The following is a 15,916-nucleotide window of genomic DNA, read 5'->3' as shown; positions in this document are numbered from 1 at the left end:
CAACCGCACGCGAAAGGGAATGCAAGCATGACGCAACAAAACGATAGCCGCGCGCTCATGGAAAACGCGCTAAGAAAAATCCAGCGGCTCAACAGTGACATCAAAGAACTTGAGAACCGCCAGCACGAGCCCATTGCCATTGTTGGGATCGGGTGCCGATACCCTGGCGCCGACGACGGTGTCGAGCAGTTCTGGAGCAACCTGTGCGCGGGCGTGAACAGTGTCTCGCCACTGACAGACCAGCGCTGGAACCAGGCGCGCTATTTCGACCCGCAAAGCCCGGTGCCCGGGAAAACCTATTCGCCCAATGCCGGCCTGCTCGATGACGTCCTGCGCTTCGACGCCGAGCTGTTCGGCATTACACCCCGCGAAGCCGAATGCATGGACCCGCAGCAACGACTGCTGTTGGAGGTGACATGGCAGGCGCTGGAAAACGCCAGCATGGCCCCGGATAAAGTGCGCGGTTCAAATGCCGGCGTTTTTACAGGAATAATGAACAAGGACCATTCCGACCTGCTGGTCCGCCACCTGAACCTGGATGAAATCGCGGCGCACATGAACGCCGGTAATCATGAAAGCGTCCATTCGGGAAGAGTGTCGTATACCTTCGATTTCAAGGGCCCTTGCGTCACGCTCAATACGGCCTGTTCGTCGTCGCTGGTCACCGTGCACCTGGCCTGCCAGAGCCTGCGCCAGAACGAGTGCGACTTTGCCCTGGCCGGCGGTTGCAACGTCATGCTCGCACCGACCACCTCGATCGCCCAATCCCAGGCCATGATGCATTCGCCCGAGGGGCTGTGTAAGGCCTTCGATGCATCGGCCAATGGCTACGTCCGCGCCGAAGGCTGTGGTGTGCTGGTGCTTAAACGCCTGTCCCGGGCGGTGGCCGACGGTGACCATATTTATGCGCTGATCCGCGGCTCGGCGGTCAACCAGGATGGTCTGAGCCAAGGCATCATGGCGCCGAACGGCCCTTCGCAGGTCAGGGTCATTCGCAGCGCCCTGGACAATGCCCGCGTCAACGCCAAAGACGTCAGTTATGTCGAAGCCCACGGTACCGGGACCAAGCTCGGTGACCCGATTGAGCTGCAAACGCTGGGCGCGGTCTACGGACGGGCAACAGGCCGTGCCGCGCCGTTGCTGGTGGGCTCCGTCAAAACCAACATCGGCCATTGTGAATCCGCGGCGGGTGTTGCCGGCATCATCAAGGTCGCCAAAGCGCTGCAGCACGGCAAGATCCCTGCTCAGTTGCACTTCGACACCCCCAATCCGTTTGTCGATCTCAACGTCGAGAACATCGAAATATGCACGGACCCAAGAGCCTGGCCGGCCTTCAGCACGCCGGCGCCAGCAGCCGGCGTACCAGCGTCGCGTCTGGCGGCGGTCAGCTCGTTCGGTTTCAGTGGCACCAACGCCCACATCATCCTGGAGTCCTACACCCCTGCGACTCACCGTGAGCCCGGCGTTGAACACCCGCAGCAACTGTTGTTCATCAGTGCCCGCGAACAGTCGGCGCTTAAAGCGTACATCCCCAGGCTGATTGATTTTCTCGAAAGCAGCGACGAGCAGGCATTGGCCGATATTTGCTTCTCGCAAAACACTGGCCGCCGTCAGTTCGAGCAACGAATCGCCGTCAGTGGCAAAAGCCGCCGTGACCTGATTCAAGCGCTGCATCAATCGCTGACCGCTGAACGTCTCGTGACCCGGCATGACCCTCGAGGCCCGCAAATCGGTTTCGTCATGGGCAAGCTCGATCCCCAGAGCAGAGCCCGGTTGCGCCCGCTACTGGAAGCCAGCCTGCTGTTTCAAAAAGCATCGACCGAGTACCTGGACACTGCCACACAAACCCTTGGCCGCGACGTTTCCGCAGCCTTGTGGAACGCGGCAGCGAATGAACAGGACCAGGACCTGATCGACGGCGCGCTGCTCTATGGGTTCGCCATGATGTGGCGCGCACTGGGCGTCTTGCCCCGCTGGATTATCGCGTACGGTCCTGCGCACCCGGTGGCCGCCGCCCTAGTCGGCGCGCTCTCGCTGGAGCAGACGATCCTGGCGATTGCCGGCCTGGGCGCTCAGGACAAAGCCCTCGCCTACCTCTACCGGAACAAGTCCGATCGCCATCAACCGCTGCAGCTGAATATGGATCCGGAGGGGCTAGACCAGGCGCTACAGGCGGATGCCGTCAACGTCATCATTGCCATGGGGGACGCCAGCTTCATCGACGGATACCTGACACGTCACGTCAATATCACATCGGTGCAGATACCCGCGAAGTCCGGGGCCGATGTCTGGGCCGATATCGGCGCGACCCTTGTCACCTTGTATGAAGCTGGAACGCCGCTCATTGCCGCGGCGTGGGACAACCGCCCGCAACGCAAAAAAATGCCACTGCCCACCTATGCCTTCCAGGGCCGTCGTTATTGGCTCGAACGGCTGAACGCGTTGAATGACGAGCAGTCCAACGCCAACGTCCAACCTGTAGCGAACCTGGTGCTTGCCGACCCTTCCAGCATGAGCGCTCGGGAGTACGTGAAGTACCTGATTCGACAACTGGCCAAGCTGGAAGACTACAGCCTCTCTGACGAAAGCTTGTTGATCGACGACGTGGGTTTCGACTCATTGATGCTGGCGGAACTGCGTACCCGCGTCGAGAAGGCCTACCCCACCCTCGGCAAGATCCCGCTCGACCTGCTTCATACCGGCCAGCTTGGCGAACTGCTGGACTTCGTCCACACCGCCGTCGGCAAAACCCAGCCGAGCCTGGCAACGCCAGACGCCCTGAGCGGCCGGGATTTCGCCATGGCCTGGCTGACGCAGTGGAACGCCTCCGGGAACGTGGACAACGTTGGTCGAATGAACAAAAGGCATGTCCACAAGTCCAGCGAACGCAATGTGTTGCTGGGCGCTATCGCCGCCATTGAAGACACGGGCTGGTACGCCGCAGAACTGTTTCACGACCAGACCCACCCGTTCTTCTATGAGCACGCACAGGACCATATTCCCGGCTTGTACCTGATTGAAGCCGTGCGTCAATTCGGGATTGCCTGCACACACTTGTTCCAGGGCGTGCCTCACGACTTCCCGTTCGTCCTGGACGACATGCACATTCAGTTCGACTCCTTTGCCGAGCACGACAGCCCAGTGTTTCTGATCGCCGAATACATCGACCTGATGTTCAAGGATGGCCACCTGCATCGCAGCCACAGCCGCTGCCACATCGTGCAGAACGGCAGGGCCCTGGGCACCGTTGAAGGTCGCGGGCTCATTCTCCAGCCCGCGGACTATCAAACGGCCCGTTCCCTGGAAGCCACCATTTAACGCGTCAATCCATGACAGCAAGGATCACCTGTGCCTACTCAACCTAACGATAAACCGGTCATCGCCGTCTTTGACTTTGACCGCACGCTCACCGACCGCCATACCTTCTGGCGCTTTTTGCGACGGCTGATCGGCCGTCCGCGTTTCACCCTCGTCGCCATCAGCCTGATTCCCACGGCGATCCTGTTGGCGCTAAAGGTCATTCCATTGATGGCTGCTCGTGAAGTCATGATCCGTCGCTGCATGACCGGTATCAGTGTCGAAAAATACCGCACCCTGGGCGTGCTGTTCGCCCAGCAGGACATTCCCGACTGGCTGAAGCCCGAAGCTCTTGCACGGCTCAAGTGGCACCAAGCTCAAGGGCACCGTTGCCTGCTGATCAGCAACTCGGCCGATGTCTACCTGGAACCCTGGGGCAAAGCCGCGGGTTTCGACGCCGTCAGCGGTTCGCGCTTCAAGGAACGCAATGGTCGGCTGACCGGCGAACTGGATGGGCCGCACTGTCAGGCGGAAGAGAAAGTCATCCGGGTCCAGCAAATCATCGGAAACCCGCGCGACTACGTGATTCACGCCTATGGCGATAGCGAGGGCGACCGCAATCTGCTGGATATCGCCGAGTACCCCTACTACCGGTCTTTTGAACACTGCACTCAGTGACCAGGGAGGTCTGAAATGAGCCACCAAGCGAAAGGCACTACCCCCGTTCTTATTGTCGGTGCCGGCCCGGTCGGATTGCTGCTGGGTCTACAACTGCAACGCTTCGGCATCCCCCACAGGCTGATCGACAAGCGCCCGCAACGCCAGACCTTTTCCAAGGCATTCGCCATTCATTCTCGCTCAATGGAAGTGCTTGAGGACTTGGGTTTGCTGGAGCAACTGCTCGCCCGAGCTGTTCGGGTCGAGCAAATGAACATCTACAGCAATCGCAAGCGGCTGATCACCTACAACCTCGGGCAACTGGATGTGCCCTACCCGTTCACGGCCAGCATTCCACAAAACTGCGTCGAAGAAATACTGGAAACCCGCTATCTGGAGTCAGGCGGCCGCATCGAACGCGGGATCGAATTGCACAGCCTCATCCAGAACGAACACGCGGCCCACGCGACCCTTAATGACGAGCGCGGCAACCGGCAATCTCTGGAATGCACCTTGGTGGCTGGCTGCGATGGCGGGTTTAGTCACGTGCGCAAAGCATCGGGGATTGCCTTCGACGGCGCACCCTACAAGCGGCCCTACATCATTGCCGACGGCACGTTGTCGTGGAAAGGCGAGAACAGCAGCGGTCATGTGTTCACTTCAGGTGATGGTTACATGATGTTGTTCCCGCTCCCTGGCGGCAAACACAGAGTCGTCATCGATTGCGAAGACAGCACGTTGACGACCGCGGACCTGAACATCGAGCGGGTCAACGCCCGGCTGCATGAGCGAGGCTTCGAAGACATCACTCTCAGTGATCCGGTGTGGCTGTCGGTCACGACTTTTCAACATCGCCTGGCGGAGCAGTATCGGGTTGGCCGGTTTTTTCTGGCCGGGGACGCCTGTCATGTCCACAGCCCCATTGGTGGCCAGGGGCTCAACACCGGATTGCAGGACGCCTATAACCTGTCCTGGAAAATCGCCCATGTGCTCAATCACGACGCCAGCCAGACGCTGCTTGACAGCTATCAGGCAGAAAGAAGGCCCGTGGCGCAAACCGTGCTGAAAAACACCCAACAACAAATGCACATGCTGAACATGAAACATCCGTTGCTGCGTTTGTTGCGCGATGCCCTGGTGCCGACGCTCGCGACGACCCGTCGCTTCCAGAACAGGATCATGAAACAGGTCACGGGTTTTCAAATCGATTACGCGACAACGTTACTCGCGCCCCAGGCCCGGCAAACAGTCGAACAGGGGCCGCTCACCGGCCAGCGGATGCCCGACGGCACGGTGCTCGAACAAAACGGTGATGCCCGGCGTCTCTTCGAACTGCTCAAAGGCATCCACTATTCGTTGTTTGTCTTCGAGGACAACACACCGGACAGCGAAGCTCACTGTCAACAAATCGCCCACGCCCTGAGCGCTGCTCGTTGGCCGGCCAACTTCTTGCGGGCCTACCTGATACGCATCCCTGCCTCGACAGACTCAACGATCAGCGCTGGTTTCGAGGCTCGATATGACATGACGGATGTATTGCGCGAGCAACTGGGTGTCAAGAACGGAGGTCTGTTCCTGGTCAGGCCGGACGGGTATCTGGCGCTACGGTGTGACCTTGAGCAAGGTGCACAACTGAACAGTTACTTCGAGCGTTTCTACCCGGCGTTCACCGCAGCGAAACGCTTATACAGCGTGCCGACGGCATTGCCGGTCACCGGCTGATCCGCGCCCTATTCACCTGAAAAATTTTTATCAAAAACAAGGAACAGTTCAGTGACGTCCTTTTCTCAGCGCTACGCCAGTTTCATATTGAGGCACAAGAAGGCCACCCTTGGGGTCCTGGCCCTGACAACGATATTTTTCTGCTTGCAGTTGTTATCGCTGCAAGTCAACCCGTCACTGTTTCTGCTCGGCAAGGACTTCAAGGGTCGTGTGCTGATGGCCGAAGCGCGCCAGCATTTCAGCGGCTCCGGCGAGCAAATTCTGGTCGGCGTCGTTACCCAGGAAGATTCCATCTTCAATCCCGCGTCGCTGGCATCGATCAAAACGCTGACACAACAGTTCGCCAAACTGACGCTGATTGACGAAGACGATAACGAGCGACTCCAGTCGGCGGCGCTCGATGCCCAAAGCAAGGGCATGGTTGAGCAAATACTGGCCGGAGGTATCGACGCACTCGACAAAAACACGCTGAAGGCCTTGTCGTCTTACCTGGCAACGCTCGCTGATTGCCCGCAGAACGTTAAAGACTACGTCGCGGACCTCACCGTACGTGCAGCGCCTGTCGTTAAAGTCAGAAGCCTGGCCGATGTGGAAAACATCGAACTCGATGGCGACGCACTCGACGTTCACGACCTGATGACCGACGTACCGTCAGACACCCAGGCGCTGAACAACCTGTCGGAGGAAGTCTTTGGCAACGAGATGTTCAGCAACTCCTTGATCTCCCCCCAAGGCAAGGCCTCGATGATTCAGATCGAGCTAGCCGTGGATGAGGAAGACTCCCGGAACCTGCAGCGCGCTTACACCGAGGTGTTAAGACAGGTCAATGAAATCCCTTCCGAAGACTCATTCCACATTGGCGGCACGGCCACCTACTACGCGGCCATCACCGACATCGTCGAGAAGGACAACAACAAGTTCCTGCCCTTCGTCGTGCTGGTTATTTCATTGTTGCTGTACATCAGTTTCCGCCGCTGGCAGGGCGTATGGATTCCGTTGCTGATCGCCATCCTGTCGTTGATCTGGACCATGGGCCTGGTGAGCCTGACTGGGTTCAAACTGAACATCATCACCAACATGATTCCGGTTTTCATCATCTCAATCGCGGTCGCCGATTCCATCCACTTCATCAGCGCCTATTACGAACGCGTGGTCGAAAGCGATGCCGAGACGGCCATAAGAAACACGGCGCATTACCTGCTTGGCCCAATGCTCATCTGGTCGTTCACCACATTTGTCGGCTTTATTGCGATGGCGTTCACCAACCTGACGTTCATCCGCGAGTTCGGCATTTTCGTCGCCATCGGTGTTGCATTCGCCTTTGTGATTACCATTACCTTGCTGCCCGCCCTTCTCCCTTACCTGAAGTTGCCAAAACAGCAAATCCAGCAAAGCAACGACAATGGATTCATGCTGTTCGTCGACCGCTTCAGTCACGCGGCGAATCGTCTGTCACGCAACAATCCCTGGCGGTTGCTGAGCGTGAGCCTGCTTATTTTGGTGGGGGCCACGTACCTGAGTCTTCAGGTCAGGGTCGACAACGAAAACATATCGTCATTTTCAAAGTCCACCGCTGTGCGACAAGACAACGACGTGCTTAACAAATACTTCGGCGGAACCGTACCGGTCTCCATCTGGCTCAAGTCAGACACCCAGGACCGGGTCAAACAACCCGACTTTATCAATGCGCTGCGCCTGATCGAGCAACGGCTCAAGCGTCATGAGCAAATTGGCTACACCATTTCGCCTGTTGACTACTTGAATCGCATCAATGAGCTGATGTCCGACGATTCAAACTTCCGTCTACCGGCCGATGCCTCGCAAGAGCTGATCTCTCAATACTTCCTGCTTTATGAGTTTGGCAACGGCAGCGAGATAAAAGATGTGGTCGACTACACCTACAGCAGTGCCCGCATTATCGGCATGGCTTACACCGACCGAGGGACAACGTGGGAAGCCATCATTGATGACATACGCAGTTATGCCGCCACGGTGGTGCCTGAAGGCGTGACCGTCGAGGTATTCGGTACGGGGGAGCTGCAAGCAAGCAACATTCCGGAGATCGTTAAAAGCCAGGTTTATAGCTTCGTTTTCTCTTTCATCCTGATTGCCTCGATGATGATCGCGATATTCCGCTCGCTGAAATTCGGCATGGTCAGCATGGTGCCGCTCATCTTTACGCTGGCCTTTATCGGCGCACTCATGCAGGTCCTGGATATCTCGTTGGATATCGGCACCGCCATGATCTGTGGCATCTGCTTTGGCGTGGGGGTCGATTACACCATCCACTTCCTGAGCGTTTACAAGACCTACTCGAAAGTACCGGGCACGAACCATAACGAAGTGTTGGGCAAAACGGTCAACTCGGTTGCCCGGCCGATCATCATCAACTCGCTTTCATTGGCGTGCGGCTTTGCCATTCTCTGCCTTTCGAACTACGCGGCCATTGTGAATCTGGGTTTGCTGACCGCCGCATCGATGGTCGCCTGCGCGATTTTTACACTCATTCTGATACCGGCAACGCTGCGAGTCGCCGTCACTTTCGTCCCCGTAGAACAAGCGACCGGGACGCTGGAACCGATCGCCCATTAGTCACTGCGCGATGCCTGCAGCGTCACTTATTTCAAGGACTGTTTCAATGAGCCGGACATTCGTACCTTTCACCGAGCATCGCCAGGGCGCCCCCGTGCTCTTGTGTTTTGGACCCGCCGGGTGCGGCCCTAGCTTCTATCGTCGTTGGGCGAAGCTGCTCGACTCACCCACTCAATTGTTGGCAGTCCAGTTGCCTGGTCGCGAAGGGCGTCATCGGGAAGCGCGTGTTACTGACTTTTCGACGTTGACGGCTCAACTGGCAGACGAGATCAACAACCACATAAAAGGTGAGTTTTCGATCTTCGGTCATAGCCTGGGCGGTGCATTGGGGTTCGCGGTGGCTCAGGCGCTGGAGCAACGCCATGACCGTTGCGCAAAAACGGTCGTGATCTCCGCGCGCACGGTGCCGGACGAAACCCGTCTCACCGACATTGATCCGGAATCGTCGAACCGGGAACTGATCGACTTCCTGATCTCCCTGGGTTGCTTGCCTCCCCAACTGGCGGCCGACAGTGAAGCGATGGAGATGTATTTACCGATTATCCGGGACGACCTGCGCCTGAACGTTGATGCACAAAGGCACGCCTTCACCCGCGTCAACTCCCGGCTGGTGGCGCTTGCGGGCGACAAGGATGCCCTCGCGACACCTGCGCAGATGCAGCGGTGGTCGGAACACACGAATCAGGATTTTGCGCTGCACACCTGCCAGGGCGGGCATTTCTTCATCCTGGAACAGGAACCAAACATCATCGAACTATTGGCTCGTGTTGTGGAAGGGACCGACAGGCTGTCGCCCATTCTTTCACCCGGACAGGACGCTTAAGACAATGAAACGAACCGCATGGGTCGTGGGTGCGAGCGGACAAGTGGGCAGCGAATGTGTTGCCCTGATATGTCAGGACGCTCGTTATTCCAGCGTATTGGGGATTGTCCGTACCGCCACATCATTGCGCCATGAACAGTATCGTGAAGCGGTCATTGATTTTGACGATATTCAACGGTCTGGCGATTGGGGTAAATGCGACGACATTTATTTCGCACTTGGACAATCGAGCCGTGACAAGGCGCTTTTTCTCAAGGTGGATTGCCAGTACCCGGTATTACTTGCCCGGCATGCCCAACTGCACGGCGCGAGCCGCATCGGCTATGTCTCCAGCCTGGGGGCGAACCTGAACTCGTCCAATGACTACTTTCAGGTAAAGGCTCAAGCGGAAACCGAACTGTCCGGGTTGGGCTTTGAAACCGTTTGTTTCATCCGCCCTTCCATGATTTACGGAAGCAAGGATGACCGCCGCCCTTTTCAACGCCTCAGTCGCCACGCCTCCCGCTTCCTGGGCTGGGCGTTCGTTGGCGCGTTAAAAAAATACCGCCCCGTATCGGCAACCTGCGTCGCCGCCGCCTTGATTAATGCCGTTAACGGCCAGGTACGTGGCAACCATCCGATCGAGTCAAATGAAATCCCTCAGAAAGCGCCTCGCCAGGCGCTTTTCCAAACCCTTTAACTTCGCCAAATGGAATTGTATTTCAATGAAAAAGCTTAACCTCATAGCGCTCATTTTCAGTGCGGTAATCCCTTCTGCCTTCGCCCAGAGCTACACCGGCGAGCAGATTATGCTGCTCAACGAAGACTCCCGTAAAAGCCTCTCGGAGACCAGCGATGTCTTTATTACGATGACGGATGCGCAGGGCAATGTGCGCGAGCGAACATTAAAACTGCGAATTGACGATGGTGATAAAGCGGCGCGCAAATCCTATCTGGAGTTCGTGGAACCGAAAGATGTGAAAGGCACGCGCGTACTGGCACTGGAAAAATCCAACGCTGAAGAAGACCCGGATCGCTGGATCTATCTGCCGGCGCTGCGCAAAGTTCGGCGGATCGCCGGGGCGGATCAGACCCAAAGCTTTGTCGGCACGGACTTCACTTACGAGGACATGTCGATTACCGATGGCGTGGTCGGTGTCAAACACCACAGCTACAAAATCCTGCGTGAAGAAACGATCAAGGACAACAGTGGCGTCGAGCGTAAATGCTGGGTCGTTGAAGCGACGCCGACGACTAAAAAACAAATGGAGCAGGGTTTATACGGCAAAAGGATTATCTGGGTCGAACAGCAGTACTACACCGCAATCCAGGAGCAATATTTCAATAAAAGCGGGCAGCTATTCAAAATACGAACCAGCTCTGACATCCGTGAGTTTCCTGCGACGGCGGGCACCACCGAATGGCGCCCTAACCTGTTTTCGATGAAAAACCTGGAGACAGGGCACAGCACACAAGTTCGCTTCGAGCAGGTACTGGACCAACCCATAGACGCCAAGATATTTACTCGCCGCTTTATGGAAATCGGGCTGTAACAGCCCTTTCCAAAACCGAAAAGTATCCGCCGGGTCGATCCGGCGGGTATCGTGCAGTGCTTTCAAAATATGCCGCATGACTGTGAAAGGCTCCGTCGGCCTAACAAGTAAAACTGATAAACAATCTGTCGAAGCCCCGTAAGCGAAGAGCGGCGTGGGTACTCAAAGTGCCAAGAATAGTCGGCAACGTGCTACTAAAGACCGTGCCATAAAGCGCTAAAGCTGGCGTTGGATTACAAAAAAGCCACGAGAATTCCACCCAGAGCCAGTGGTTTTGTAGGGGTAAAAACGACCAAAAATAAAAAAGGGTCGCGAGATAAAATCTCGCAACCCTTTGAATTATATGGTCGGGACGGAGTGATTCGAACACTCGACCCCTAGCACCCCATGCTAGTGCGCTACCGGACTGCGCTACGCCCCGACTAGGCGTTGAATCTGTCCCTCATCTCGAGGAACGCTCAAGAATATATCGCAAGCTTTTGAAAACTGGAAGTATTTAAAAGCAGGAATTTATTTCTTGAGCACCACCAGAACATCTTCCAGCTCGGCGATCATCTGGCGGATCATTTGTTTGTATTGGGTGGTGTCGTCTTTGGCTTCATCGCCGGACAAACGCAAGCGTGCGCCGCCGATGGTAAACCCCTGATCGTAAAGAAGCGCGCGGATCTGCCGGATCATCAGCACGTCCTGGCGCTGATAATACCGGCGGTTTCCGCGGCGTTTGACGGGGTTGAGTTGAGGAAACTCCTGCTCCCAGTAGCGCAGCACGTGCGGTTTTACGGCACATAGCTCGCTGACTTCACCAATGGTGAAGTAGCGTTTGCCCGGGATGACGGGTAGCTCGTCGTTATGACTTGGTTCCAGCATAAGCCTCAACTCGGGCCTTCAACTTCTGCCCTGGACGAAAGGTGACCACACGGCGAGCCGTGATCGGGATTTCTTCTCCCGTTTTCGGATTGCGGCCAGGCCGCTGGCGTTTGTCCCGAAGGTCAAAATTGCCGAAACCGGACAATTTGACTTGTTCGTTGTCTTCAAGAGCGTGCCTGATTTCTTCAAAAAACAGTTCGACCAATTCCTTGGCCTCCCGCTTGTTCAGGCCCAGCTCTTCATACAGACGTTCCGCCATCTCAGCTTTCGTCAAAGCCCCCATACGTCACTTCCTTAACGTGGCGTTCAACCTTTGTTCGAGCGAGGTGAGGATGTTTTGCGTCGTGGTATTCACCTCATCGTCATTAAGAGTGCGCGATGGATGCTGCCAGGTCAAGCCAACTGCAAGGCTTTTTCTATGCGGATCAATGCCTTTACCCTGATACACGTCAAATAGCCTGAGGTCTGTCAGCCATTCACCTGCATTTTCACGGATTACGTCCAGTACGGCAGTGGCCGCAACGTCTTTATCCGCCAGCAGTGCAAGGTCACGACGCACTTCAGGAAAGCGCGATAACTCCTGGAATTTAGGCATTTTGCCCAACGCCACTTCGGCCAGAACCAGCTCGAATACGAAGACCGGACGGTCGAGACCGAGGGTTTTCGACAATTCAGGGTGGATCGCGCCAACGAAACCTACCAAACGGCCTTCACGTTCGATGCGCGCGGTTTGACCCGGGTGCAATGCTGGGTGTTTGCCCGGCACGAAAGTGAACGAGTCCAGTGCGCCGGCGAAGCCCAGTACCGCTTCCACATCGGCTTTGACGTCGAAGAAGTCCACGACATCGCGACCTTGTGCCCAGCCTTCCGGCAGACGGCTACCGCACACCACACCCGCCAGCATCGGCTCTTGCTTCAGGCCTTCCAGCTGACCAACGAAACGCAGGCCGCTTTCGAACAGACGCACGCGATCCTGTTGACGGTTCAGGTTGTGCTGAAGCGCCTTGACCAGACCAGGCCACAGGGACGAACGCATGGCAGCCATGTCGTTGGAAATCGGGTTGGCCAACAGCAGCGGCTCAACACCCGGATTAAACAACTCGAATTGTTTCGGATCGATGAAGCTGTAAGTGATCGCTTCCTGATAACCACGAGCCACCAGCAGGCGACGCAGTTCAGGCAGATCGCTGCGCGCTTCGGCCTTGGCTTGCGGCGCCAGACGGGCTTGCGGGTAGCGAACCGGCAGACGGTTGTAACCGTACAGACGGGCCAGCTCTTCGATCAGGTCGATTTCCAGGCTGATATCGAAGCGGAAGCTTGGCACTTCTACGCGCCACTGCCCTGCCCCATCGGCGGTAATGGTCAGGCCCAAGGCGCTGAGCAGACGCTCGACTTCGGCCGAATCCATCTCCATGCCCAGCATCTGGGTGATGCGCTGGGCACGCAGGGTGATCGGCGCGATCGACGGCAGGTGCTGCTCGCTGACGGTTTCGATGATCGGACCGGCTTCGCCACCGGTGATTTCCAGCAGCAGGCCAGTGGCACGCTCCATGGCTTCACGGGCCAGTTTCCAGTCCACGCCACGCTCGTAGCGGTGCGAGGCATCGGTGTGCAGGCCGTAGGAACGAGCCTTGCCAGCGACAGCAATCTGGTCGAAGAACGCGCTTTCCAAGAAAATATCGCGAGTGGTCGCGGTGTTGACGCCGCTGTGCTCGCCACCCATGACGCCGGCGATAGCCAAGGCACGGGTATGGTCTGCAATCACCAGCGTATCGCTACGCAGGCTGACTTCCTGACCGTCGAGCAGCACCAGCTTCTCGCCTTCTTCGGCCATGCGTACGCGGATGCCGCCATTGATTTCGGCGAGGTCGAACGCGTGCAGCGGTTGGCCCAGTTCCAGCATCACGTAGTTGGTGATGTCGACGGCTGCGTCGATGCTGCGCACGTCGGCACGACGCAGACGCTCGACCATCCACAGCGGCGTAGGCTTGGACAGGTCGACGTTACGGATCACACGACCCAGGTAACGCGGGCACGCGGCCGGTGCCAGTACTTCAATCGAACGCACTTCATCATGCACGGCCGGAACGTTGGCAATCACCGGGCGCACGACTTGGGCAGCATAAAGCGCGCCTACTTCGCGTGCCAGACCGGCCAGCGACAGGCAGTCACCGCGGTTCGGGGTCAGATCGACCTCGATGCTGGCGTCATCAAGGCTCAGGTACTCACGAATGTCCTGACCGACCGGCGCATCGGCCGGCAATTCCATCAGACCATCGTTGCCTTCGCCGATTTGCAGCTCAGCCTGGGAGCACAGCATGCCGTTGGATTCAACGCCACGCAGCTTGGCTTTCTTGATTTTGAAGTCGCCTGGCAGTTCGGCACCGATCATGGCGAACGGGATCTTCAGGCCCGGGCGCACGTTTGGCGCACCGCATACGACCTGGAAAGTCTCCGAGCCATTGCTGACCTGGCAAACGCGCAACTTGTCGGCGTCCGGGTGTTGCTCGGTGCTCAGCACCTCGCCCACCACCACGCCACTGAATTCACCGGCGGCCGGCGTAACGCTATCGACCTCAAGACCGGCCATCGACAGACGAGCAACCAGCTCGTCGCGACTTACCTGCGGGCTTACCCAGCCACGCAGCCATTGTTCACTGAATTTCATCCTGCTCTCCTAAGAATTCGTTACGACTAGCGAAATTGCGCGAGGAACCGCAAGTCGTTGTCGAAGAACAGACGCAAGTCGTTCACGCCGTAACGCAGCATGGCCAGACGCTCAACGCCCATGCCGAAGGCAAAGCCCGAAAACTCTTCCGGGTCGATCCCGGACATGCGCAGCACGTTCGGGTGAACCATGCCGCAGCCCATGACTTCCAGCCAGCCAGTCTGCTTGCAGACACGGCAACCTTTACCGCTGCACATCACGCATTCCATGTCGACTTCAGCGGATGGCTCGGTGAACGGGAAGTACGAAGGACGGAAACGCACGGCCAGTTCTTTTTCGAAGAACACGCGCAGGAACTCTTCGATGGTGCCTTTCAGGTCGGCGAAATTGATATCGCGATCGACCAGCAGGCCTTCGACCTGGTGGAACATCGGGGAGTGAGTGATATCGGAGTCGCTACGGTACACACGGCCTGGGCAGACGATGCGGATCGGCGGCTGTTTCGATTCCATGGTGCGGACCTGTACCGGAGAGGTATGGGTGCGCAGCAACATGTTGGCATTGAAATAGAAGGTGTCATGCATCGACCGGGCCGGGTGATGGCCTGGGATGTTGAGCGCTTCGAAGTTGTGATAGTCGTCTTCGACCTCAGGGCCTTCGGCAATGCCGTAGCCTATGTGGGTGAAGAACTGTTCGATACGTTCCAGAGTGCGCGTAACCGGATGCAGACCACCGGAGGTCTGGCCACGGCCAGGCAGGGTCACGTCAATGGACTCGGCGGACAGTTTGGCGGCCAGGTCGGCCTCTTCAAACAGTGCCTTGCGGGCATTGAGAACCTCTGTGACACGCTCCTTGGCAACGTTGATCAGCGCGCCGACTTGTGGGCGCTCTTCTGCCGGCAAATTCCCCAGGGTCTTCATCACCTGAGTCAATTCGCCCTTTTTGCCAAGGTAGTGAACCCGGATTTGCTCCAGGGCATTGATATCTTCAGCGCTTTGCACAGCCTCTAGTGCTTGAGAGACGAGCGCATCCAGGTTTTCCATGTACAGACTCCAGATACAAAATAGGGGAAGAGCTTGAAGGCTCTTCCCCTATTTATGACGTTTAACACCTGGCCCCACAGAGGTGAGGCCGGGTGACTGTCGGGGGTACTTAAGCCAAGGTGGCTTTAGCTTTCTCGACAATCGCAGCAAACGCCGCTTTTTCGTTCACTGCCAGATCAGCCAGAACCTTACGGTCGATCTCGATGGACGCTTTTTTCAGGCCGGCGATGAAACGGCTGTAGGACAGACCGTTGATACGTGCACCAGCGTTGATACGAGCGATCCACAGAGCGCGGAACTGACGTTTTTTCTGACGACGGTCACGGTAGGCGTATTGGCCTGCCTTGATTACCGCTTGCTTGGCAACACGGAATACGCGCGAGCGAGCGCCGTAGTAGCCTTTAGCAAGTTTCAGAATTTTTTTGTGACGTTTACGGGCAATGACGCCACGCTTTACACGAGCCATGAGTTACTTCCTCTATTCTTGACTAAAATTAACGAAGGCGCAGCATGCGCTCGACTTTTGCCACGTCAGACGGATGCAGCAAGCTGCTACCGCGCAGTTGACGCTTACGCTTGGTCGACATTTTAGTCAGGATGTGGCTCTTGAAAGCGTGCTTGTGCTTGATACCGTTAGCAGTTTTCAAAAACCGCTTAGCAGCACCACTTTTAGTTTTCATTTTTGGCATGTTCGGATACTCCGCATTCAGTTGAT

The 15,916-nt window shown here is 57.0% G+C and carries 13 protein-coding genes and 1 tRNA gene; 7 read left to right on the top strand and 7 right to left on the bottom strand.

Annotated elements, in window-relative coordinates; all coding sequences use genetic code 11:
- Positions 1-27: 27 nt before the first annotated feature.
- From ACZ9IM_RS12990 to ACZ9IM_RS12960, 7 genes are read left to right on the top strand one after another with little or no spacing between them, the layout of a single operon-like run.
- Entirely contained in the window at positions 28-3,318 is a 3,291-nt protein-coding gene (locus ACZ9IM_RS12990) for a beta-ketoacyl synthase N-terminal-like domain-containing protein (protein WP_008072397.1), read from the top strand.
- Between the two features lie 30 nt (positions 3,319-3,348).
- Positions 3,349-3,975, top strand: coding sequence for an HAD family hydrolase (locus ACZ9IM_RS12985; protein WP_008072398.1), 627 nt, complete (start codon positions 3,349-3,351; stop codon positions 3,973-3,975).
- 15 nt (positions 3,976-3,990) lie between these two features.
- Positions 3,991-5,676 (top strand): FAD-dependent monooxygenase, encoded by a 1,686-nt coding sequence (locus ACZ9IM_RS12980; RefSeq protein ID WP_008072399.1) that lies wholly within the window; start codon positions 3,991-3,993, stop codon positions 5,674-5,676.
- A 51-nt stretch (positions 5,677-5,727) separates the two neighbouring features.
- On the top strand, positions 5,728-8,268 hold the full coding sequence (locus tag ACZ9IM_RS12975; RefSeq protein ID WP_008072400.1) for an efflux RND transporter permease subunit: 2,541 nt from the start codon (positions 5,728-5,730) through the stop codon (positions 8,266-8,268).
- Positions 8,269-8,314: 46 nt separating this feature from the next.
- Complete coding sequence (locus ACZ9IM_RS12970; protein ID WP_008072401.1) at positions 8,315-9,091, top strand: thioesterase II family protein; 777 nt, start codon at positions 8,315-8,317, stop codon at positions 9,089-9,091.
- A gap of 4 nt (positions 9,092-9,095) precedes the next feature.
- The gene (locus ACZ9IM_RS12965; RefSeq protein WP_008072402.1) at positions 9,096-9,770 is read left to right on the top strand and encodes a Rossmann-fold NAD(P)-binding domain-containing protein; all 675 of its coding nucleotides are present in this window, start codon (positions 9,096-9,098) and stop codon (positions 9,768-9,770) included.
- Positions 9,771-9,795: 25 nt separating this feature from the next.
- Positions 9,796-10,623: an outer membrane lipoprotein-sorting protein gene (locus tag ACZ9IM_RS12960; protein WP_427623631.1), complete on the top strand. Its 828-nt coding sequence runs from the start codon at positions 9,796-9,798 to the stop codon at positions 10,621-10,623.
- Between the two features lie 344 nt (positions 10,624-10,967).
- Here the strand turns inward: ACZ9IM_RS12960 and ACZ9IM_RS12955 are convergent.
- From ACZ9IM_RS12955 to rpmI, 7 genes are all read right to left on the bottom strand, one after another.
- Positions 10,968-11,044: transfer RNA gene (locus tag ACZ9IM_RS12955), tRNA-Pro, on the bottom strand.
- 89 nt (positions 11,045-11,133) lie between these two features.
- Entirely contained in the window at positions 11,134-11,490 is a 357-nt protein-coding gene (locus tag ACZ9IM_RS12950; protein ID WP_003179985.1) for a MerR family transcriptional regulator, read from the bottom strand.
- Positions 11,471-11,773, bottom strand: coding sequence for an integration host factor subunit alpha (ihfA, locus tag ACZ9IM_RS12945; RefSeq protein ID WP_002553164.1), 303 nt, complete (start codon positions 11,771-11,773; stop codon positions 11,471-11,473). The genes ACZ9IM_RS12950 and ihfA overlap by 20 nt, the downstream gene beginning before the upstream one ends.
- 3 nt (positions 11,774-11,776) lie before the next feature.
- Complete coding sequence (gene pheT / locus ACZ9IM_RS12940; RefSeq protein WP_476224138.1) at positions 11,777-14,158, bottom strand: phenylalanine--tRNA ligase subunit beta; 2,382 nt, start codon at positions 14,156-14,158, stop codon at positions 11,777-11,779.
- Between the two features lie 26 nt (positions 14,159-14,184).
- A complete protein-coding gene (pheS, locus tag ACZ9IM_RS12935; protein WP_007905876.1) occupies positions 14,185-15,201 on the bottom strand; it encodes a phenylalanine--tRNA ligase subunit alpha in 1,017 nt (338 codons plus the stop codon).
- 109 nt (positions 15,202-15,310) lie between these two features.
- Entirely contained in the window at positions 15,311-15,667 is a 357-nt protein-coding gene (gene rplT / locus ACZ9IM_RS12930; RefSeq protein WP_007905879.1) for a 50S ribosomal protein L20, read from the bottom strand.
- A 28-nt stretch (positions 15,668-15,695) separates the two neighbouring features.
- Positions 15,696-15,890 (bottom strand): 50S ribosomal protein L35, encoded by a 195-nt coding sequence (gene rpmI / locus ACZ9IM_RS12925; RefSeq protein ID WP_002553160.1) that lies wholly within the window; start codon positions 15,888-15,890, stop codon positions 15,696-15,698.
- Positions 15,891-15,916 lie beyond the last annotated feature (26 nt).

The sequence above is a fragment of the Pseudomonas sp. TE12508 genome (assembly GCF_056279485.1).
The sequence above is the reverse complement of the archived record's forward strand: the minus strand, read 5'-3'. Positions and strand labels throughout refer to the sequence as shown.

What these genes read in the sequence shown, in the direction of transcription:
- ACZ9IM_RS12990 (WP_008072397.1), top strand. Translation starts at nt 28, where the DNA reads ATGACGCAACAAAACGATAGCCGCGCGCTCATGGAAAACGCGCTAAGA.
- ACZ9IM_RS12980 (WP_008072399.1), top strand. Translation starts at nt 3,991, where the DNA reads ATGAGCCACCAAGCGAAAGGCACTACCCCCGTTCTTATTGTCGGTGCC.
- ACZ9IM_RS12970 (WP_008072401.1), top strand. Translation starts at nt 8,315, where the DNA reads ATGAGCCGGACATTCGTACCTTTCACCGAGCATCGCCAGGGCGCCCCC.
- ACZ9IM_RS12965 (WP_008072402.1), top strand. Translation starts at nt 9,096, where the DNA reads ATGAAACGAACCGCATGGGTCGTGGGTGCGAGCGGACAAGTGGGCAGC.
- ACZ9IM_RS12960 (WP_427623631.1), top strand. Translation starts at nt 9,796, where the DNA reads ATGAAAAAGCTTAACCTCATAGCGCTCATTTTCAGTGCGGTAATCCCT.
- ACZ9IM_RS12950 (WP_003179985.1), bottom strand. Translation starts at nt 11,490, where the DNA reads ATGCTGGAACCAAGTCATAACGACGAGCTACCCGTCATCCCGGGCAAA.
- ihfA (WP_002553164.1), bottom strand. Translation starts at nt 11,773, where the DNA reads ATGGGGGCTTTGACGAAAGCTGAGATGGCGGAACGTCTGTATGAAGAG.
- pheT (WP_476224138.1), bottom strand. Translation starts at nt 14,158, where the DNA reads ATGAAATTCAGTGAACAATGGCTGCGTGGCTGGGTAAGCCCGCAGGTA.
- pheS (WP_007905876.1), bottom strand. Translation starts at nt 15,201, where the DNA reads ATGGAAAACCTGGATGCGCTCGTCTCTCAAGCACTAGAGGCTGTGCAA.
- rplT (WP_007905879.1), bottom strand. Translation starts at nt 15,667, where the DNA reads ATGGCTCGTGTAAAGCGTGGCGTCATTGCCCGTAAACGTCACAAAAAA.
- rpmI (WP_002553160.1), bottom strand. Translation starts at nt 15,890, where the DNA reads ATGCCAAAAATGAAAACTAAAAGTGGTGCTGCTAAGCGGTTTTTGAAA.